Below are 19,920 nucleotides of genomic sequence, written 5' to 3'. Positions count from 1 at the left end.
TACCATGGCCACCATCCGCAACTTCGGCTTCATCGCCCAGCTCCGCAGCGAGGCAAGCAGCCACGTCATCCGCTATCGCGATGGTCGCGTGAAGCAGAGCGGCCGCGGCCTGGTGTTCTGGTTCGCGCCGGAAACCGCCAGCATTGCCGAAGTGCCGATGGACGACCGCGAGATGACGCTGTTCGTCAAGGGCCGCAGCCAGGATTTCCAGACCGTGGCCGTGCAGGGCACGGTCGGCTGGCATGTCGTCGATCCCGAGCGGCTGGCGGAGCGCGTCGATTTCAGCATCAATCTGAGGACCGGCAAGCCGCAGGGCGAGCCGATCGAGAAGATACAGGCGCGCATCGCCGGCATCGCCAACCAGGCGGTGCAACAATATCTCGGACAGGCGCCGGTGCGCGCGCTTCTTGACGCCGGCCCCGCCCCGTTGCGCGAGCGGCTGCAGGCGGTAGTCGCCGCCGACCCGGCGCTGATCGACATCGGCGTCGCCGCGGTCACCGTGCGGCTCACCAACCTCACCCCGACGAGCGAGCTCGAGCGGGCCTTGCAGACACCGACCTTCGAGGCGCTGCAGCAGAAGGCCGACGAAGCGACCTTCGAGCGTCGGGCGCTCGCCGTCGAAAAGGAGCGCGCCATCGCCGAAAATGAAATGGCGACCAGGACCGAACTGGCGCGGCGCGAGAAGCTGTTGATTGCCGAGGAGGCCGAAAACGCCCGCAACCGCGCCACCGGCGCGGCGGAGGCGCAGCAGGTCGAGGCGGCCGCCGAGGCGGAGCGCATCCGCACCGTCGAGGGCGCCAGGGCCGAGGCCGAACGGCAGCGCATCGCCATCTACCGCGACCTGCCGCCCGCGATCCTGCTCGGCCTCGCCGCCCAGCAGCTCGCCGGCAAGCTGGAGAAGATCGAGCACGTCAACGTGACGCCGGACCTGCTCGCCACCGTGCTCGGCGAATTCCGCAAGAGCCCGGAGGTGATCGAGGCCCGCTGAGGGGGGCGAAGCATGGCGGCGAACCGACCCCGCGCGGTCTTCGTGACGCGCGAGACCGACTACGAGCTGCTGGTCGCGCGCCACGCGACGCGCGACCAGGCACGCTTCTTCCTGCAGACGCGCGGCCAGCGGCTCGAGGATGTCGAGGTCCGGCACGACAAGTTCCATGCCGTGCTGGGCGCGGCACGGGCCTCGGTGCCGGCGGATTGGCGCCAGACCCTGGTCAAGCGCGCCGACCTCGACCGCTTCCTGTTCGCGGCCGACGACGTTGTCGTGCCGGTGGGACAGGATGGGCTGGTCGCCAATGTCGCCAAGTACCTCGACGGCCAGCCGGTGCTCGGCGTCAATCCGGCGCCGGATCTCTATGACGGTGTGCTGGTCCGCATCGGCGTCGGCCGGCTGGGCAAGCTGCTCGCCGCCAGCATAGCCGGCAATGTCGGCATCGAATCGCGAACCATGGTTCAGGCCGAGCTCGATGGCGGCGAAACGCTCCTCGCGCTCAACGAGATCTTCGTCGGCCACCGCAGCCACCAGTCGGCCCGTTACCGGATCGAGGCGGAGGGCGAGGCGGAAAACCATTCCTCCAGCGGCCTCATCGTCGCCTCCGGCACCGGCGCGACGGGCTGGGCGCGCTCGATCATGGAAGCGACGCATCTCGACCTGTCGCTCGGGCGCGAAGAGCACGCGGTGGGCTTCTGGGTGCGCGAGCCGTTTCCGAGCGTCGCCACCGCCACGAATTTGCGCGCCGGCAAGATCACCGAAAGCCCGCTCCTCATCACATCGCGGATGAACGAGGGCGGCGTGATCTTCGCCGACGGCATCGAGCAGGATTTCATCGCCTTCGACTGGGGCAGGCAGGTCCAGCTGCAGCCGGCATCGCGGGCGTTGCGGCTGGTCGTCGATCAGTGACCAACAGCATGCTGGCGCGAGGTGGATGCCGCCGCGTCGAAGCCAGCAAGTTCGACGGGACGGCCTGGGGGCCGCCCCGCCTGCGTTGCCTTGCCGGTACGGCCGAGTGGCCCGATCCGGCATGCCCACCGACCTGTTCGGGCAGTGATGGCGCCTTGCTTCCGTTCAGTCGATCGGACGGATATCCGCATCCGCCAGGCAGTAGGGCGCGTAGCGGAAATCGCGGATACCCGCGACCTCTTCGCCGCGCCACTCGACCAGCATGAAACCGCGCGCCGCGCCGTCCGGAACCTTCGGATCGCGGATCAGGATCGCCGGCCGGCCGTCGACAAAACCGAGCGACAATGCCCAATCGCTGACGCGGTCGTAATTGCCGAAATAGGTCGAGGCTTGCTTCTTGCCTCTGAGACGCGTGCGGTTGACGACTTCGAGCTGGATATCCTCGGCGATCAGCGCCCTGACGGCGTCGAAGTCGCGCGCGTTGAACAGGTCGACGTAGTGGCGCAGTCGCCGCTCGTCGTCGGCATCGAGCGCCGGCATGACCGCTTCTTCCGGCGCTGCTGCCAACGCCCTCAACTCGGCCCGCCCGCGATGCAGCGCCGCCTTGGTGGCGGCCAGCGTCGCGCCCGTCGCTTCGCAGGTTTCGGAAAGGCTGAGGCCGAGCACGTCGACCAGGATAACGGCGCTGCGCTGCGGCAGCGTGAGCTGCATGAAAGTGCGCAGGCTGGTGGCAGCCGCAAGCCTCGCCTCTGCGCTGGCGGAGGGGTCTTCCACTCCGGTCATATCGGCCTCGCTTAGGCGGGAACGCTCCCGCTGGCGGCGGCGCAGATGGTCCTGCGCCGTATTGTGGGCGATGCGAAACAGCCATTGCTCCGGACGGTCGACTGCGGCGTTGCCGTCGATCGCCTGCAGCGCCTTCAGCACCGTCTCCTGCACGATGTCCTCGCCGTCGATGACGGAGCCGGCCATGCGGGCTGCGTAGCGGTGCAACTTCGGACGCAGGCCGGCCAGCATCGCGTCCAGCGCCGCCCGGTCGAATTTCGATGACATCATTGCGTTCATTCCCGAGCAGGCTGCAGCACCGCGCCAAGGCCGCCGGCACTGAGGTCAGGCCGGCATGGCCTCAACGGCATTGTCCAGCATACGATAGTTGCCGACGATTTTTGCCGCCGATCTGGCGAGAGGGCCAGACCGCCGCTCGGCGTGGTCGGCGCTGAAAGCCTTGAAGGCGTCGAGCCCGGTCAGGGCGGCGCTGTCCTTGTCATACCCGACAAGATGCACGAACTCGCCATTCTCCAGCTCCAGAACGAGGTAGCGCACGGATAGCGGCTTCGTTTCGTCGAGCGCCTCGAACACCTTTGCAACGAGGGTGCGGTTTTCGGCGATGCTTTCATCCTTCACGCCGTAGCGGATGAGATTGTAGCCCATTGTCATCCTCCTTTTCTGGGTTTGCCCACAAAAGACGTTCCGCAGCATCGAAAAGATTCTCAAGGTGGCCCGAATCTTTCTGCGCGTCTGCGTCGTCTTTCATCCGTCGAGGCCGCGCGGCGGCCTCCGCGATGAGGAGAGACATCATGCATATCCAGTTTGCCGAACTTCCGGTGTTCGACCAGGACCGCGCCAAGGCGTTCTATACCGATCACCTTGCCTGCCAGGTGATAGCCGACCAGCCGATGGGCGAGGGCGGCTGGCGCTGGATCGAGCTGGCGTTTCCCGACGCCGTCACCAACCTGCATTTTGTCAGACGCGCCGACGAGGCGCCGGGGGTCGACCCCGTGCTGGTGCTGGTCGATGGCGATGTCGAAACGACAATCGCCGCGTTGAAGGCGCGCGGCGTCGAAATCATCACCGAGCCTCAGGAAGCTCCATGGCAGCCTGGCCGCACCGTCGCCGAGTTCCGCGACAGCGAGGGCAACCGCATGGTGCTGGCCAGCCGGTAATCTGGACGCATGCCCTCACGTGCAATGTCGGATTGTGGGATCAAGCGAACACGCCCGCCGCACCCGAATTTGCTACGCAAGGCGATAATCCGGTCGTCTAACCCCCAAGCTGTTGCAGCTTGCGACAGGCACGCCTTACGCCTTCACGGCATCTCTCGCGACATCTCTCTTTGTTGCCATCCCTGCATCGTCCAACGGATTCCTGCTTGGCAGGTGCGGTCGTTTCCGCCGAACGATTGGCGGAAGGCTCGTTGATCGGCAGCGAGGCTTGCGGCTTGCGACTGACTTTCCTTGTTAGGATTTTCTTGCGTGGCGGCGAAGGTGCTTGGAACTTGGCAATTCGGCTCTTCGCGATTTCGATGAACGCACCATTCGGAAATGCCGCCAGATAGGCACGATACATGGAGACATCGGATGTATCCTTGATCGATTTCCAAAACTCGAGGTCTTTCGCCGTATTGATGTCTGGCTGAGGAAGCTCTGACGGAGACTGATTATTGAATGTGGGATCTGGGTTGAATGAGAACCCCGGCTCCACCAAGGACGAATTGCTCCAGGGAACCTGCCTTCCAGACGTCGCGTTCATGACGTCCAAGCGGACGCGACGCATGAGAATTTCAATGTCGATCGAGGGAGTCTTTATGCGCTTCACAAGAGAGTCTGCAAACGGGCTATGATTGACGGCTCCATCGAGAGCGACATTGCCGGGCTGTGTTGCAAAGCCGATGAAGACCCCCCTGCCGGCATCCAGGGCTCCCAGCCCCTTTTCTATCGCAAAGCCGCGACTCTGACTCTGTCCACTTAGTTGCTTGACGAAAGGATTGTCCCGACAGGCATCGAGAAGGACGATGGCGGTATTTTCCTCGGCCGTCATGGCTGCGATAATGTCTTGCAAGCGCTCAGCCTCCAGAGCCAAGTCGGCCGGACGGTGAAGGGCGGCATCAACAGGCAATAGGTAGTTTTCTCCGTTCGCTTGGAGCCCGTGTCCGGCGTAGTAAAAAAGCGAGACATCACCCGGCTGCAAGTTTCGCCTGAATTTTCCGATGAGTTCCCTGAACGTTGAGGCGTCGGCATCCAGGCCAAGCGTGACCTTAAACCCCGTCTCTTCCAAAATTCGAGCGATCGCATTCGCGTCATTCACCCCGTTGGGGAGCGATGGCGCATAGCGGTAGGCGGAGTTGCCGATGACAAGTGCATATCTGTGACTGCGCTGACTGATTTCGGCCTCAGAGGACGCAGGTGTCGACAAGCCAGCCAGAAAAAGAAGGCACGCGCACAATAAGCAAATCTTGGACATTGCGACGTTCCCGAGGAACGAAGAATGTTAGCATCTGTTAATGCGCAGGGGTACCCACACAAGAGATGGTCTTGCTTGCGAAATGATGCGGCAAACGAGGCGCCCCCGACGGCACGAGCCTGCGGGAACGCCGTCGATCCTTCAGACCACCGCGCCGCCCGCCGCCCGTCCTGCACTGCGCCCGGAGAAGATGCAGCCGCCCAGAAACGTGCCTTCCAGCGCCGCGTAGCCGTGCACGCCGCCGCCGCCGAAGCCGGCAGCTTCGCCGACCGCGTAGAGACCCGGCACCGGTTGGCCCCCGGCATCGAGAACGCGGCTGTCGAGATCGGTCTGCAGGCCGCCGAGCGTCTTGCGGGTGAGGATGTTGAGGCGCACCGCGATCAGCGGGCCGTTCGCCGGATCGAGCAATTTGTGCGGCTTTGCGGTGCGGATCAGCTTGTCGCCGAGATAGGCGCGCGCGCCGCGCAGCGCCGTCACCTGCATGTCTTTCGAGAATGGATTGTCGAGCTGCCGGTCGCGGGCGCGGATCTCGCGCTCGACCTGGGCCGCCTCCAATAGCGGCTCGCCGCCGGCCAGTGCGTTCATGCGAGCAACCAGCTTCGAAAGGTCGGCCTCGACGATGAAGTCCTCGCCCTTCTCCATGAAGGCTTTCACCGGGCCGGGAATGCCCGACGTGGCGCGGCCCAGCACCTGGCGCCAGCTCTTGCCGGTCAGGTCCGGGTTCTGCTCGGAGCCCGACAGCGCGAACTCCTTCTGGATGATCCTCCTGGTCAGGATGAACCAGGAATAGTCGAAGCCGGTGCTCATGATGTGGCTGAGCGTGCCGAGCGTGTCGAAGCCCGGATAGAGCGGCACCGGCAGGCGCTTGCCGCGCGCGTCGAGCCACAGCGACGACGGGCCGGGCAGGATGCGGATCGCGTGGTCGGTCCAGATCGGCGCCCAGTTCCTGATGCCCTCGACATAGTGCCACATGCGGTCGCGGTTGATGACCCTGCCGCCGGCCGCTTCGGTGATGGCCAGCATACGGCCATCGACATGGTCGGGCACGCCGGTGATCATCCGCGATGGGGCCTTGCCCAGGCGCTCGGGCCAGTTCTTGCGCACCAGCTCGTGATTGGCGCCGATGCCGCCGGAGGCGACGATCACCGCTTGCGCGTGAAGTTCGAAATCGCCGGCGATGTCGCGCGCGCTCTTGCGGCCGCGCTCGACGCTGCTTGGCTCGAGGATGTCGCCGCGCACGCCATCGACGGTCGTGCCTGTTCGCGTCAGCTCATTGACACGATGGCGGAATTTGAACTGGATAAGCCCCCGCTTTTCCGCTTCCCGCACACGCAGGACAAAAGGTTCGAGCACGCCGGGGCCGGTGCCCCAGGTGACGTGGAAGCGCGGCACCGAATTGCCGTGGCCGATGGCGTTGCCGCCGCCGCGTTCCGCCCAGCCGACGACGGGAAAGAATTTCAGCCCGCGTTCGATCAGCCAGGAACGCTTTTCGCCGGCGGCAAAGCCGACATAGGCCTCGGCCCATTTGCGCGGCCAGAAATCTTCCGGGCGGTCGAAAGCCGCGGTGCCCATCCAGTCTTCCAGCGCGAGATCGTGCGAATCGCGGATGCGCATGCGTCGCTGCTCCGGCGAGTCGACCAGGAACAAACCGCCGAACGACCAGAAGGCCTGGCCGCCCAGCGACTGCTCCGGTTCCTGGTCGACGATGATGATCTTCTTGCCGGCCTCGGCCAGCTCGGCCGCGGCGACGAGGCCGGCCAGCCCCGCGCCGACAATGACGACGTCCGCATCGTCAGCCATTTTTGCTCCCCCCAAAGCGAACTGTCAGACCGGTTCCCAGCCGTCCTTGCCGCCGGCGCGGAAGATGGCATCGATGACCTTCTGGTTGAGCACCGATTCCTCCAGCGTGAAGACGCGCTCCTTGGCGCCCTGCGCCGCCCTGGCGAAGGTCTCGACCTCCAGCCGGTACTGCTGCGTGCCGGGGAAGCGGAACACCTGCGCCTCGGTGTGGTTCTGGTTGTGCAGCTCGATGCGATGGTGGTCGTAGAGCCCGGCATTGAACGGCGAGAACACCTCGATGAAACCCTTCTCGCCGTGGAACACCATCACCTGCCGCGCCGCCATCTGCGTCGACAGGTAGAAGGACAGTTCGAAGTCGCCGAAATCGGCGCGGATCGAGGAATAGATGTCGGTGCCGAAGGTCTTGTCGCGCTCGATCGTCGCCTGCACGCGCTGCGGTTCCTTGCCGGTCGAAAAGCGCGTCGACACCGTCGGGTAGACGCCGATGTCGGGCAATGCGCCGCCGCCGAGGTCGAGCTGGTTGCGCATGTTCTTGGGGTCGACATTGTAATAGGAGAACGCGCCCTGCACGTGGCGCAGCCGGCCGATGGCGCCGCTGGCGATCAGGTCGCGCACCTTGATCCATTGCGGGTGGTAGATGACCATGAAGGCTTCGCAGACCAGCACCTTCTTCTCGTTGCGCAGCTTGATCAGCGGCGCGATGTCCTCGGCGTCGAGCGCCAGCGGCTTCTCGACCAGCACATGCTTGCCGGCCTCGATCGCCTTGGCCGTCCACTCGATATGCTGCGAGGTGGGCAGCGGGATGTAGACGCCGTCGATGTCCTTCGAGGCGAGCAGTTCCTCATAGGAGCCGAAAGCATGCGGCGCGCCGAAACGGTCGGCGAGCGCCCGGGCTTTCGCCAGATCGCGGCTGGCGATCGCCGACAGGACGCCGTTCTCCGCCTCGACGATTGCCGGCAACAGCTGCTCGCGGCCGATCTTGGCCGTCGACAGAACACCCCATCGGAACATCACGCTTCTCCATGTCGATTTACATCATGGAGGTGTGCCCCAATTCAGGGGAAAAGCCAATCGCAGACGCTCCGTGGCTTGGCGCCTGCATTGTCCAATGTAGCGCTGGTCGACCCCCACTCCGTCTCGGCTTCGCCGAGCCACCTCTCCCCCGATCGACGGGGTAGAGGAAAGGCGCCTAGCTTTTTTGCAGTCAACGCTCGCCAAGCAAGGCTCCCTTCCTTTCCCTCCGGAGGGGGGAAAGGTGGCGCTGCGAAGCAGCGACGGATTGGGGGAACCACGTGGCCATCAAGCTACGGCCTGATCAGTCACGCCAATCACAGAAGATGTGTGCATAGCGTGGCCCGCGTTGCGGGGGCGAGGAAATGCGCCTCAGCCCCTCTTGCCCGTCAGCGTCATGTCGAAGTTGACGACGTTGGAATAGATCGGCGTGCCGACATCCATGCCGTAGCGCGACCTCAACACCTTGCCGGTGACGTGGAATTTGATCGTGCCGGCCTTGAGGCTGCTGAGCTCGGCGGTGAATTTTTCCGGAAACGTCTTGCCACGCGCCGTCAGCCGGCCGGTGACCAAGGCCGTCGTGTCGCCGGTACGGGTCACATTGGTCGAGCGGAACTGGATTTCCGGGCTGTTGGCGCTGTCGAACACCGCGTCGGAACGCAGGAAGGCATCGATGCGGTTCTGGCCGGTGCCGACGCTCTCGGGAAAGATGGTGAGGTTGACCTGCGAGCGTTCGACATTGCCGTTGTCGATGCGGATGCTGCCCTTGAAGCGGGCGAAGGCGCCGTCGAAGCCGCCGCCGCCCGCCTTGCCGATGGTGAAGCGGATGTTCGATGCGGCCGGGCTGATCGTGTAGCTGCCGGCGGCGTCGCTGAGCGCCACCGCCGCGATGGCGGGCACGGCAAGGCAAGCGGCAAGGGCCGCCAATCCAAGGATGCGCGCATGCATGGGGAAGGTCCTTTTTCTGAGGCAGCGCATTGCTGTCTTCTCGCCTCACCAACGAACGACGGCGGTCTTCTATTCCCTGCCTGACGAAGGCGTGATCATGCGCGCAAGCACGCCGTCGCGCAGCCAGAAATGATGGCGCAACGCGGCCAGGATATGCAGGACGACGAGCGCGATGCCGGCATAGGCGAGATACCAGTGCGCTGCCGTCCAAAAACTCTCCGCCGCGTCGGATACGGCCAGTGGCAGGTTGGGCATCACGAACAGATTGAATGGCATGCTCGGGATCTCCAGCGTCGACACCGACACCAGCGCCCAACCGGAGAGCGGCAGGGCGATCTGTAAGAGATAGAGCGCGAAATGCGCCAACGGTGCCGTGCGCTGCTCCAGGCTGCCGACGGATGACGGCAAGGGCGGCGGCGCATTGCCGGATCGCCAGGCGATGCGCAGGATGATCAAGCCGAGCAGCAGGAAGCCGAAGGACTTGTGCAACTGGATCAGCTCGAAGGAGGTACGCTGGCTTTCGATCCGCATCATCACGAAGCCGAGCACGAACTGGCCGATGAAGATGATCCCGATCAGCCAATGCAGGACGATCATCGCCCAGCCATAGCGGGTTGAGGTGTTGGTGATTGACGATTCCATGGTCGAAAAACGCCGCTGAGGTCAGCTTTCTTCCAGGCTACCCTATGCCCCACTCCCCACACAATTCCGGGCGCCGGCGGCCAATAGGGTTGGCGACCAACCTTGGAGCGATGGTTTCGCCGCGGGCCTGCAGCGCCCCTACCCGCCCACCCTGAAGAAGTCCACGAAAGCCCGCAGCGCCGGCCGCATCTGCCGGCGGCTGGGATAATAGACGAAGAAGCCGTCGAAGGTCGGGCACCAGTCTTCCAGAACGCGGATCAGCCTGCCGTCGGCGAGCGGCGCCCTGACATAGGGCTCGAAGACGAAGGCGAGCCCGACGCCGTCTACCGCCGCTTGCGCGATCAGATGGTCCTCGTCGAGGATCAGCGGCCCTTGCGCAGCGATCTCGATCTCCTCGCCGTCCTTCTCGAATTCCCAGCGATAGAGGATGCCGCTGGAGAAACGGAAGCGGATGCAGCGGTGGTCGGCGAGCTCGCGCGGGTGGCGCGGTCTGGGCATCGTGGCAAAATAGGACGGCGCGGCGACGACGGCGCCGCGAAGGTCGGGCCCGATGCGCACCGCGATCATGTCGCGCTGCAGGCTTTCGCCGAGCCGCACACCGGCATCGAAGCCGCCCTCGACCACATCGGTGAAGCGGTCCTCGATGACGATCTCCAGCACGATGTCGGGATAGGCGGCGGCAAAGGCGCCGAGCCGTGGCGTCAGCGTCAGGTGCGCTGCCGTGCGCGGCACGGTCAGCCGCAGATTGCCGGCCGGCCGGTCGCGCGCCTCCACCGCCGTCTCCAGCGCGTGGTCTATTTCGGAAAGCGCCGGCCGCAGCCGTTCGAGCAACTGCGCCCCTTCCACGGTCGGCGCCACGCTGCGCGTGCTGCGCGCCAGCAGTCGCACGCCGAGCCGAGCTTCAAGGCTCGCCACCGCGTGGCTCACCGCGGACGGCGCGATGCCGAGCTCGCGGGCCGCACCGCGAAAACTGGCGCATTGGGCAACGGTGGCAAGCACTGCCAGCTGAGAGAGGTTCGCTCGGTTCATTGATCTATTTTATAGAACAAGCCGTGCAAAAGCGACACGGTTATCGAACGAAAGCCAAGTGGCTACTTGTTCCGCATCACAACAAGGAGATGCGTGATGCAAACCCGCAAACTTGGAACTGAACTCGAAGTCTTCCCCGTCGGCCTCGGCTGCATGGGCATGAGCTTCGTCTATGGCGGCCAGCCAGAAGCCGAAGCGATCGCCACGCTGCGCCGCGCCGTCGAGATCGGCGTGACCTTCTTCGACACCGCCGAAGTCTATGGCCCCTACGAGAACGAGATCCTGCTCGGCAAGGCGCTGAAGCCGGTGCGCGGCAAGGTGACGATCGCCACCAAATTCGGCTTCAAGATCCTGGAAGAGGGGACGGGCACCGACCGCATGGCCGGCGTCGACAGCCGCCCCGAGCACGTCAAGGCGGTGGCCGAGGCCTCGCTGAAGCGGCTGGGCACTGATGTCATCGACCTCTATTACCAGCACCGTGTCGACCCCAACGTGCCGATCGAGGACACGGTCGGCGCCATGGCCGAGCTGGTGCGCGAGGGCAAGGTCCGCGCCCTCGGCCTCTCGGAGGCGAGTGCCGCGACCATCCGCCGGGCGCATGCGGTGCACCCGATATCGGCCGTGCAGAGCGAATATTCGCTATGGACCCGCGATCCCGAGGACGAGGTCCTCGCCGTCTGCCGCGAGCTCGGCATCGGCTTTGTACCCTACAGCCCGCTCGGCCGCGGCCTGCTCACCGGCACGATCGCCAGGCCGGACGTCCTCGACGCCGGCGACTGGCGCCTCGGCCAGCCGCGCTTCCAGGCCGAAGCCATGGCAGCCAACGCCAAGGTTGTTGCCACGCTGGAAAAGATGGCGGCGGAGAAGGGCGTGACATCGGCTCAACTGGCGCTCGCCTGGGTGCTGCACCAGGGCGATTTCATCGTGCCGATCCCCGGCGCGCGGAAAATCCGCCATCTGGAGCAGAACACGGCAGCGGCCGAGGTCGATTTGAGTGCTGCGGAGGTTGCCGCGATTGGCGACGCGCTGTCGCCCGACAAGGTGGTCGGCAAGCGCTATACCGAGGAGCTGATGGCGCTGGTGAATGGTTAGACGGTTCAGCTTGCTTTGAGACGCCGGCGGGACAGCGCCCCCCTCTGTCCTGCCGGACATCTCCCCCACTTGGGGGGAGATTGGCTGTCACCGCCGCTTTCGCCAATTACGACCGTTTGAAGGAAAGGCGCGGCGCCAAAGCTGCTGATCTCCCCCCTTGTGGGGGAGATGCCCGGCAGGGCAGAGGGGGGCGCCTCGCGCTTACATATCCTACCACGGCACCACCTCAATCTCCGGCCAGCACTCCTGCGCCCTTTTCCCCTTCGCCTCATGCGTCCGCTGGTTGTCCATCACCCGGTTCGGTGTAATCCGGAACGAAAACACATCGTCCAGCCCGAACGGCGCCACCAGCTCCAGCGCTCCGTCCCGGCCGTACCGCACTCCAACCGCATGCGTCTTCGAAGCAAAATAGCTGACGGACTCGCTGGCGCTCGTATAGCGCGGGCATTCCTGCCCGAACTTCTCCGGATACCACAAATGCACCCGCGCCTGGTTGCGCACCTCGACCGGCAGCGTCAGCCCGTCGAAATGTCTGGCCGCCCGGCGGATGACCGCGTCCTCGGCCTCGTAGGAAAGGTCGGCATCCTCAAAATAGAACAGGTCGACATCCTTGATGCCGTAGCCCGGCGGCTTGCCGGTCAGGTGGTTCCAGACGCTGTTGTAGAGCGCGCCGGAAACCACCAGCCAGTCCGGCAGCGCGAGATCACGCACCCGCGCCAGTGTTTCGCCAATGAGTGGGTCGGTCGCGATGATGCCGAGGAACGCCAGGCGCTGTTCTTCAAAAGGAAGGCCGGAATGACGGAGATGGTCCATCGCCCTTTGGAGGACGATTCGCCACCTTCCGGCAACCTCCTGCTTAAGCGCGCAGCACGCCGCCCGTCTGCTTGTTGACGTTCTCGACGATACGCTTGGCCAGCGCCTCGAAATCCTCGTCGGTCAGCGTCTTCTCGACCGGCTGGATCGACACCTCGATGGCGATCGACTTCTTGGCCGCGCCCAGCGACGCGCCCTCGAAGACGTCGAACACCGAGACACCTGTGACCAGCTTCTTGTCGGCGGCAAGGGCTGCGCGCACCAGCGTGCCGGCCTCGACCGTCCTGTCGACGACAAAGGCGAAGTCGCGCTTCACCGCCTGGAAGGGCGACAGCTCCAGCTTCGGCTTGGTGCGGGTCGGCTTGGCCTTCGGCTCCGGCACTGCGTCCACAAAAACCTCGAAGCCGCAGATCGGTCCGGAAACGTCGAGCGCCTCAAGCGTCTTCGGATGGAATTCGCCGAACGTGCCGAGCACCGTCTTCGGACCGAGCTTGATCGTGCCGGAACGGCCGGGATGGTACCAGGCCGGGCCGCCGGGCTCGATCTGCAGCCGGTCGACCGGCGCGCCGCAGGCTTCGAGCGCCGCGATCGCATCGGCCTTGGCGTCGAACACGCCGACCGGCCCGGCATTGCCGGCCCAGTGGCGGCCGGAGCCGTCGAGCTTGGCCGTGCCGCGCCGCACGCCGGCGGCGACGCGCCGCTGCTGGTCGGGCAGGTCGCCCTCATAGGTGCCGGAGACCTCGAACAGCGCCACATCGCCAATGCCCCTGTCGGCATTGCGCTGGGCGGCAGAGATCAGGCCGGGCAGCAGCGAGGGCCGCATGTCCGACATGTCGGCGGCGATCGGGTTGGCGAGCTTCAGCGCCGTCTGGCCGCCGCCGAACAGTTCGGCGTGCTTGGCCGGAATGAACGACCAGGTGACGGCCTCCATCATGCCGCGCACGGCAAGCGCGCGCTTGGCCGCGCGGGTGCGGATCTGCAGCACCGTCAGGATCTTGCCGTTGACCGCGTCATGCGAGGTCAGCGGCTGCGGCGCGATATTGTCGACGCCGTGGATGCGCATCACCTCCTCGACCAGGTCGGCCTTGCCGTCGACATCCGGCCGCCACGACGGCACCTTCACCTTGACGACGTCGCCCGAGCCCTGCGGCTCGAAGCCGAGGCGGGTCAGGATGTCGAGGCTTTCCGCCTTAGGCACCTCGATGCCGGTCAGCCGCTTCACTTCCGACAGCGGGAAGGAGACGGTTTTCCGCTTGTGGCCGGCATAGCCCGCCACCTCGATCTCGGTCGGCGTGCCGCCGCAGAAATCGAGCACCAGCTTGGTCGCCAGCTCGATGCCGGGCACCATGAATTCAGGGTCGACGCCGCGCTCGAAGCGGTAGCGCGCATCGGTGATGATGCCGAGCGCGCGGCCGGTGCGGGCCGTGGTGATCGGGTCCCAGAGCGCGGATTCGACCAGCACGTCGGTGGTGTTCTCGTCGCAGCCAGAATGCTCGCCGCCCATGATGCCGGCGATCGATTCGACGCCGTCCTCGTCGGCGATGACGCACATTTCCGGCGTCAGCGTGTATTCGCGGCCGTCGAGCGCCAGCATCTTTTCGCCATCCTTTGCCCGGCGCACGGTGAGGTTGCCGGTCACTTTCTTGGCGTCGAACACATGCAGCGGCCGGCCGCGGTCGAAGGTGACGTAGTTGGTGATGTCGACCAGGGTGCTGATCGGCCTGAGCCCGATGGCGAGCAGCCGCTGCTGCAGCCATTTCGGCGACGGGCCGTTCTTCACACCCCTGATCAGCGTGAGCGCGAAGCCGGGGCAGAGTTCCGGCGCCTCGATCGTGACCTTGACCGGGCAGAGGCCATCGCCGGCATGCGGCATGATCCCGCCGCCGACGAGGCGCCCGAGCCCGCTCGCGGCAAGATCGCGCGCGATGCCGTAGACGCTGGTCGCATCCGGCCGGTTCGGCGTCAGGTTGATCTCGATCACCGGATCGTCGAGATGGGCGTAGGCGGCAAAGCTGGTGCCGACAGGCGCGTCCTGCGGCAGGTCGATGATGCCGTTGTGCTCGTCGGAGATTTCCAACTCGCGCTCCGAGCACATCATGCCGTGGCTCTCGACGCCGCGGATCTTGCCGACCGCGAGCGTAACGTCGATGCCGGGAACGTAGGTGCCGGGCGCGGCGAAGGCGCCGATCAGGCCGGCGCGGGCGTTCGGCGCGCCGCAAACGACCTGTACCGGCGGTCTGCCGTCGCCGGTGTCGACCGTCAGCACGCGCAGCCGGTCGGCGTCGGGATGCTGCACCGCCGACAGCACCTTGGCGATGACGAAGGGTCTTAGCCCCGCCTTATCGTCGACATGCTCGACCTCGAGGCCGATTGCGGTCAGCCGCTCGACGATCTCGGTGAGCGAGGCGTCGGTCTCGAGGTGGTCCTTGAGCCAGGAGAGGGTGAATTTCATGACTGTGTTCCGTCTGGTCTTTGCCCGTCGGGTCGTTGATTTTCGGGCCTGGTCACGCTGGTCCTGAGATGGCGCGGCAGGTCGTCGGGCATATGCAGGAAGGGGAGCTGCTCGCGCACATGGGCATGGTGCGTCGGCTTGAAATAGGCCGGCATGTCCATCGAACCGAGGGTGAAATAGATGTGGCCGGCGAGCCGCTCATCCGTATAGGCGATCGGCGAGCCGCAGACGCCGCAGAAGGTGCGCGTTACTGGGCCGTTCTCGAACCGCTTCAGTGCCTTGCCGTCGAGCGCGATCTGGTCGGTCATGAAGCCGACGAACGCCGACACCGGCGCGCCGCTCGCCCGCCGACAATCGCCGCAATGGCAGTAGCTGATGTGGTGCGGCTCGACTGACGCCTCGAACCGCACGGCGCCACAGCGGCAGCCGCCGGTGTGCGGCGCCGTCATGCCGAGAGGCCTCCGAACAGCGTCGGCAGGTCGAGCGGCCTGAAGCCGTAATGCGACAGCCAGCGCACGTCGGCATCGAAGAAGGCGCGCAGGTCCGGCATGCCGTATTTCAGCATGGCGATGCGGTCGATGCCCATGCCCCAGGCAAAGCCCTGGTACTCGTCGGGATCGAGCCCGCCATGGCGCAGCACATTGGGGTGCACCATGCCGCAGCCAAGAATCTCCATCCAGTCCGAGCCCTCGCCGAACCGCACCTCGCCCGGCCGCGAGCGGTCGCACTGGATGTCGACCTCGAGGCTCGGCTCGGTGAACGGGAAGAAGGACGGGCGGAAGCGCATCTTGACGCTCGGCACCTCGAAGAAGGCCTTGCAGAACTCCTCCAGCACCCACTTCATGTTGGCGACGTTGGCTGATCTGTCGATCACCAGCCCCTCGACCTGATGGAACATCGGCGAGTGCGTGGCATCCGAATCCTGCCGGTAGGTCTTGCCGGGGATGACGATGCGGATCGGCGGTTTCTGCCGCTCCATGGTGCGGATCTGCACCGGCGAGGTGTGGGTGCGCAAAAGCTTGCGCTCGCCCTTCTCGTCCGGCTGGAAGAAGAAGGTGTCATGCATCTCGCGCGCCGGGTGGCCTTCCGGGAAGTTCAGCGCGGTGAAATTGTAATAGTCGGTCTCGACATCGGGACCCTCGGCGATGGCGAAGCCGAGATCGCCGAAGATCGCCGCGATCTCGTCGATGACCTGGCTGATCGGGTGGATGCGGCCGCGCTCGGCCGGCGACTGGCGCACCGGCAGCGTCACGTCGACCGTCTCGGCGGCGAGCCGGGCGGCGATCGCCACGTCCTTCAGTTCCGCCTTGCGCGCGGTCAGCGCCTCGGTGACGCGGTTCTTCAGCCCGTTGATCGCTGGGCCCTTCACCTGGCGTTCCTCGGCGGTCATCGCGCCGAGCGTCTTCAGCATTTCGGAGACCGAGCCCTTCTTGCCCAGCGCCGCGACGCGCACCGCCTCGATCGCAGCCTCGTCAGCGGCTGCCGCTATGTCGGCAAGCAGCGAGCCTTCCAGGACTTCAAGATTTCCAGCACTGGCGTTCACGGTGAAACTCTCTCGATCGGGCAACCACCAGTGTCCGGTGCGTCACCATTTTGGTTGCATCAGGCATAAGAAAAACCCGCGCCAGCCGTGCCAGCGCGGGTTCCCCAAATCAGAATTGCGAATGCTTGGGAAGCGCTGGCTTAGGCGACAGCGCTTTCAAAAGCGTTCGGCGTGGTGTTCTTCAGGTATTCGAGCGCGACCTTGGCCTTGGCCACCAGCGCGGCGAAAGCCTGCGGCTCGTGGATGGCCATGTCGGACAGGACCTTGCGATCGATCTCGATACCGGCCTTGTTGAGGCCGTCGATGAAGCGGCCATAGGTCAGGCCGTGCTCGTGGGTCGCGGCGTTGATACGCTGGATCCACAGCGCGCGGAACGAGCGCTTGCGGTTCTTGCGGTCGCGATAGGCGTACTGCAGCGACTTCTCCACCGCCTGCTTGGCGATGCGGATGGTGTTCTTGCGGCGGCCGTAGAAACCCTTGGCGGCTTTCAGGACCTTCTTGTGCTTGGCGTGAGCGGTGACGCCTCTCTTTACGCGTGCCATGTCATGATCTCCTTAAAAGCAATTCCAGGAAAAGTGTTTAGCGGTTTTCCGTTCGGAATTGCGTCAAACCAGTTGCGTGTCCAGGCCGAATGCTCAGAGGCCGTTCGGCAGAAAATTCTTGATGACCTTCTTGCCGTCCGGTTCAGCCAGAACCATCGTGCCGCGGGCATCGCGAATGAACTTGTTGGAACGCTTGATCATGCCGTGGCGCTTGCCGGCGGCAGCCGACAGCACCTTGCCGGTGGCAGTAATCTTGAACCGCTTCTTGGCGGCCGATTTGGTCTTCATCTTGGGCATTTTGCTACTCCGTATTGTGGGCGCACCATCGCGCTTCTTGTTCGCTCCGGGCCGACCAAAGCCCGAAAAGCAAATGAAACCGCCACGGCATGCCCTGCCGGGCGGTTTTCGTTTTTGTTCCTGCTTATGCTTTCCGAAAGACGATTTCGGGCCGATACGCGGGACGGCGGTCCTATAGATCAAACACGGCCGGCGCGCAACACCTCAAGCCATGCGACGCTCTGTCCGCGATCAGGGGAGCCTGAAGAGCACGGGCAGCACGCCCGACAGCTGTGCGCCGTCGATCAGCTCGAAGGCCGGCAGCGCGACCAGGAACACCAGCCCGTCGAGCAGCGTGTTCAAAAGCAGGCGCGGCTTGAAGCTGCCGGTGTCGCCTTCGTCGTACAGCGAGAGGTCGGGGAAGAAGCGCGGCACTTTCGCCAGATAGGCCCGGTAAGGGGCGCCGAGCGCCTCCTTGAGGAATTTCTCCTCGCGCAGGATGACGATGTGGAACGCCCCGGCGCACAGGGCCGCGAACAGGATGATGCCGGTGAACGAGCCGATTTGCGCCCCGACACCGGCGGCGGCGACAGTCGAGAAGACATAGAGTGGGTTGCGGGTGATCGAATAGGGGCCGCCGGTGACCACTTCGGAGGATTTGCGTCCGCCGATGTAGAGCGTCGCCCACAGCCGGCCGACGATGCCGAGGAAGATCAGCAGCACGCCGAACATCTCGATCGACTCATGCAGCCACGTGTCGGGCGGAAAGGTCGACTGGCCGAACAGCAGCGCGGCGAACAGCACCGCGATCAGCACCGCCAGCACCAGTCTGCGCATCTGCTGGTAGTTGCCCAGCCCGTATTTCACGGGGTTGGTGTCAGGGTATTTGACGTCATCGACCATGATGCAATCCGATCGTCGAGGTTTGCCGGCGATCGGATTGAAAACAGGCGCCCCGCCGATCGTCGGGACGCCGTGCTCCGCAATTCAGGCGGATTTTAGAGCACGCTGCCATGGGAAGTAGTCAATTCGGCTTCTCGAAGCCGTGATCGACGCCAACGCCTGGGTTGGTCGGCGGCCCGCCTGTCAGCGGGGCGCCAGCACCATCATCATCTGGCGGCCTTCGAGCTTCGGTTCGGCTTCGACCTTGGCGATCGGCGCCACTTCCTCGCGAACCTTGTTCAGGAGCTGCATGCCGAGCTCCATATGCGCCATTTCGCGGCCACGGAAGCGCAGCGTAAGCTTGACCTTGTCGCCGTCCTCGAAGAAGCGGCGCACCGCCTTCATCTTGGTCTCGTAGTCATGGCTGTCGATGTTCGGGCGCATCTTGATCTCCTTGATCTCGATGACCTTCTGGTTCTTGCGCGCTTCGGCCGCCTTCTTCTGGTTGGCGTATTTCAGCTTGCCGAGATCGAGGATCTTGACGACGGGCGGCTGCGCGTTGGGCGAGATCTCGACGAGATCGAGCCCGGCCTCTTCGGCCAGCAGCAATGCGTCGTTGATGGAAACATCGCCACGATTGTGGCCTTCTGCGTCGATGAGCTGGACCCGGGGCACCCGGATGTCGCGGTTGGAGCGCGGCCCATCCTTGGTGGGCGCCGCTGCTTTGAAAGGTCTGCGAATGGTCGTGGTCTCCTTGGCCGTTTCGTTCGGGGTTCGTAGAGTTCGGATGGTCGGGACGCGCCAATGTGGTGAGCGCGCGGCGCAAGTCAATAGCACAGCCTTCGCAAGAAATCACCTGATCCCGCGTCTGCACCAAGCAAAGAAAGTTGCAGAGCACTTTTCGTCGAACGCTCCGCCGTGCCAAAAGACCGGCACAAGGAACAGGACCAGACGCCAGCCATGACCGCAACCGCTCCCATGTTTCTGGATGTCGAGGGAACCAGCATCGCCGTCAGGCAGTCGCAAGGCGCGGCCGTCAGGCCGTCGCAAGGCGCCGCGCCCGGCGTGGTCTGGCTCGGCGGCTACAAGTCCGACATGCTGGGCACCAAGGCCGAGACGCTGGCCGGGTGGGCGGCAAAGGAGCCCAGAGCCTTCCTGCGCCACGACTATTCCGGCCATGGCGAGTCCGGCGGCGCCTTCGCCGACGGCACCATCTCGAAATGGCTGGCCGAGAGCCTGGCCGTCTTTCGCCGTTTCACCCAAGGCAAACAGATCCTGGTCGGCTCCTCGATGGGCGCCTGGATCGCGCTGCGCATGGTGCAGGAACTGCGCAAGGCGGGCGACGCCAGCGTCACCGGCCTGGTGCTCCTGGCGCCGGCGCCGGATTTCACCGCCGAACTGGTCGAGCCGGCGCTGACCGAGGCGCAGAAGCAGGATTTGCTCGAAAAGGGTTTCTTCGCCGAACCGTCGGACTATTCGGCCGAGCCTTACATCTATACGCGCGCGCTCATCGAGGACGGCCGCAAGAACCTGGTGATGGGCGGGCCGATCGACACCCACTGCCCGGTGCACATCCTGCAGGGCCTCGCCGATGCGGATGTGCCGTCCAGCCACGCGCTCAAGCTTGCCGCATTGCTGCCGGCCGACGACGTGACGCTTTCGCTCATTCCGGACGGCGACCACCGCCTGTCGCGGCCACAGGATCTCGACCTGCTGCTGCGGGCGGTGGGCGACATGGTGCAGCGAGGCATGTGAG

General features: G+C 64.9%; 21 protein-coding genes. 5 read left to right on the top strand and 16 right to left on the bottom strand.

Annotation, left to right across the window (positions count from 1 at the left end):
• Positions 1-4: 4 nt before the first annotated feature.
• Together PU724_RS19570 and PU724_RS19565 are read left to right on the top strand one after the other, a co-directional pair.
• Positions 5-988, top strand: coding sequence for an SPFH domain-containing protein (locus tag PU724_RS19570; RefSeq protein ID WP_354420471.1), 984 nt, complete (start codon positions 5-7; stop codon positions 986-988).
• A 12-nt stretch (positions 989-1,000) separates the two neighbouring features.
• A complete protein-coding gene (locus PU724_RS19565) occupies positions 1,001-1,897 on the top strand; it encodes a diacylglycerol kinase catalytic domain-containing protein (RefSeq protein WP_127391970.1) in 897 nt (298 codons plus the stop codon).
• A 165-nt stretch (positions 1,898-2,062) separates the two neighbouring features.
• Here the strand turns inward: PU724_RS19565 and PU724_RS19560 are convergent, their stop codons facing one another.
• Both PU724_RS19560 and PU724_RS19555 read right to left on the bottom strand, forming a co-directional pair.
• Entirely contained in the window at positions 2,063-2,950 is an 888-nt protein-coding gene (locus tag PU724_RS19560) for a sigma-70 family RNA polymerase sigma factor (RefSeq protein ID WP_354420470.1), read from the bottom strand.
• A 54-nt stretch (positions 2,951-3,004) separates the two neighbouring features.
• Positions 3,005-3,373: a hypothetical protein gene (locus PU724_RS19555; protein ID WP_426213534.1), complete on the bottom strand. Its 369-nt coding sequence runs from the start codon at positions 3,371-3,373 to the stop codon at positions 3,005-3,007.
• Between the two features lie 98 nt (positions 3,374-3,471).
• Between PU724_RS19555 and PU724_RS19550 the strand changes: the two genes are divergently transcribed.
• Positions 3,472-3,837, top strand: coding sequence for a VOC family protein (locus tag PU724_RS19550; RefSeq protein ID WP_354420468.1), 366 nt, complete (start codon positions 3,472-3,474; stop codon positions 3,835-3,837).
• Positions 3,838-3,934: 97 nt separating this feature from the next.
• Here the strand turns inward: PU724_RS19550 and PU724_RS19545 are convergent, their stop codons facing one another.
• The 6 genes from PU724_RS19545 to PU724_RS19520 form a co-directional block, all read right to left on the bottom strand.
• Positions 3,935-5,134, bottom strand: a complete 1,200-nt coding sequence (locus tag PU724_RS19545; protein ID WP_354420467.1) for a caspase family protein — start codon at positions 5,132-5,134, stop codon at positions 3,935-3,937.
• A 141-nt stretch (positions 5,135-5,275) separates the two neighbouring features.
• Complete coding sequence (locus tag PU724_RS19540) at positions 5,276-6,934, bottom strand: FAD-binding dehydrogenase (RefSeq protein ID WP_354420466.1); 1,659 nt, start codon at positions 6,932-6,934, stop codon at positions 5,276-5,278.
• A gap of 24 nt (positions 6,935-6,958) precedes the next feature.
• Positions 6,959-7,945 carry a Gfo/Idh/MocA family protein gene (locus tag PU724_RS19535; RefSeq protein ID WP_354420465.1) on the bottom strand — a complete coding sequence of 329 codons (987 nt, stop codon included), beginning with the start codon at positions 7,943-7,945 and terminating at the stop codon, positions 6,959-6,961.
• Between the two features lie 372 nt (positions 7,946-8,317).
• Positions 8,318-8,893, bottom strand: a complete 576-nt coding sequence (locus PU724_RS19530; RefSeq protein ID WP_127286017.1) for a YceI family protein — start codon at positions 8,891-8,893, stop codon at positions 8,318-8,320.
• A gap of 69 nt (positions 8,894-8,962) precedes the next feature.
• On the bottom strand, positions 8,963-9,535 hold the full coding sequence (locus PU724_RS19525; RefSeq protein WP_354420464.1) for a cytochrome b: 573 nt from the start codon (positions 9,533-9,535) through the stop codon (positions 8,963-8,965).
• A 138-nt stretch (positions 9,536-9,673) separates the two neighbouring features.
• On the bottom strand, positions 9,674-10,564 hold the full coding sequence (locus PU724_RS19520; RefSeq protein WP_354420463.1) for a LysR family transcriptional regulator: 891 nt from the start codon (positions 10,562-10,564) through the stop codon (positions 9,674-9,676).
• Positions 10,565-10,660: 96 nt separating this feature from the next.
• Here PU724_RS19520 and PU724_RS19515 point away from each other — a divergent pair, with 96 nt between their 5' ends.
• Entirely contained in the window at positions 10,661-11,656 is a 996-nt protein-coding gene (locus PU724_RS19515) for an aldo/keto reductase (RefSeq protein ID WP_354420462.1), read from the top strand.
• A 210-nt stretch (positions 11,657-11,866) separates the two neighbouring features.
• On the opposite strand, the gene PU724_RS19510 is transcribed toward PU724_RS19515, so the two are convergent.
• From PU724_RS19510 to infC, 8 genes are all read right to left on the bottom strand, one after another.
• Positions 11,867-12,469, bottom strand: coding sequence for a nucleotidyltransferase family protein (locus tag PU724_RS19510; protein WP_354420461.1), 603 nt, complete (start codon positions 12,467-12,469; stop codon positions 11,867-11,869).
• Between the two features lie 43 nt (positions 12,470-12,512).
• A complete protein-coding gene (pheT, locus tag PU724_RS19505) occupies positions 12,513-14,921 on the bottom strand; it encodes a phenylalanine--tRNA ligase subunit beta (protein WP_354420460.1) in 2,409 nt (802 codons plus the stop codon).
• Positions 14,918-15,370 carry a GFA family protein gene (locus PU724_RS19500; RefSeq protein ID WP_135860247.1) on the bottom strand — a complete coding sequence of 151 codons (453 nt, stop codon included), beginning with the start codon at positions 15,368-15,370 and terminating at the stop codon, positions 14,918-14,920. Before PU724_RS19500 ends, pheT begins: the two co-directional genes overlap by 4 nt.
• Positions 15,367-16,464 carry a phenylalanine--tRNA ligase subunit alpha gene (gene pheS / locus PU724_RS19495; protein ID WP_128346285.1) on the bottom strand — a complete coding sequence of 366 codons (1,098 nt, stop codon included), beginning with the start codon at positions 16,462-16,464 and terminating at the stop codon, positions 15,367-15,369. Before pheS ends, PU724_RS19500 begins: the two co-directional genes overlap by 4 nt.
• Before the next feature lie 140 nt (positions 16,465-16,604).
• Positions 16,605-17,006 carry a 50S ribosomal protein L20 gene (rplT, locus tag PU724_RS19490; protein WP_042637600.1) on the bottom strand — a complete coding sequence of 134 codons (402 nt, stop codon included), beginning with the start codon at positions 17,004-17,006 and terminating at the stop codon, positions 16,605-16,607.
• Between the two features lie 93 nt (positions 17,007-17,099).
• Positions 17,100-17,303, bottom strand: coding sequence for a 50S ribosomal protein L35 (rpmI, locus tag PU724_RS19485; RefSeq protein WP_027166935.1), 204 nt, complete (start codon positions 17,301-17,303; stop codon positions 17,100-17,102).
• 231 nt (positions 17,304-17,534) lie between these two features.
• On the bottom strand, positions 17,535-18,185 hold the full coding sequence (locus PU724_RS19480; RefSeq protein ID WP_128272490.1) for a methyltransferase family protein: 651 nt from the start codon (positions 18,183-18,185) through the stop codon (positions 17,535-17,537).
• A gap of 183 nt (positions 18,186-18,368) precedes the next feature.
• Entirely contained in the window at positions 18,369-18,905 is a 537-nt protein-coding gene (gene infC / locus PU724_RS19475; protein WP_059187883.1) for a translation initiation factor IF-3, read from the bottom strand.
• Between the two features lie 219 nt (positions 18,906-19,124).
• On the opposite strand from infC, the gene PU724_RS19470 reads away from it, so the two are divergent.
• On the top strand, positions 19,125-19,919 hold the full coding sequence (locus tag PU724_RS19470; RefSeq protein WP_292170824.1) for an alpha/beta hydrolase: 795 nt from the start codon (positions 19,125-19,127) through the stop codon (positions 19,917-19,919).
• The last annotated feature ends 1 nt before the right edge of the window (position 19,920 follow it).

This window comes from Mesorhizobium abyssinicae (assembly GCF_049887195.1).
In the GTDB taxonomy this organism is placed as follows: Bacteria; Pseudomonadota; Alphaproteobacteria; order Rhizobiales; family Rhizobiaceae; genus Mesorhizobium; species Mesorhizobium abyssinicae.
This window is presented reverse-complemented; position numbering and strand designations above follow the sequence as displayed.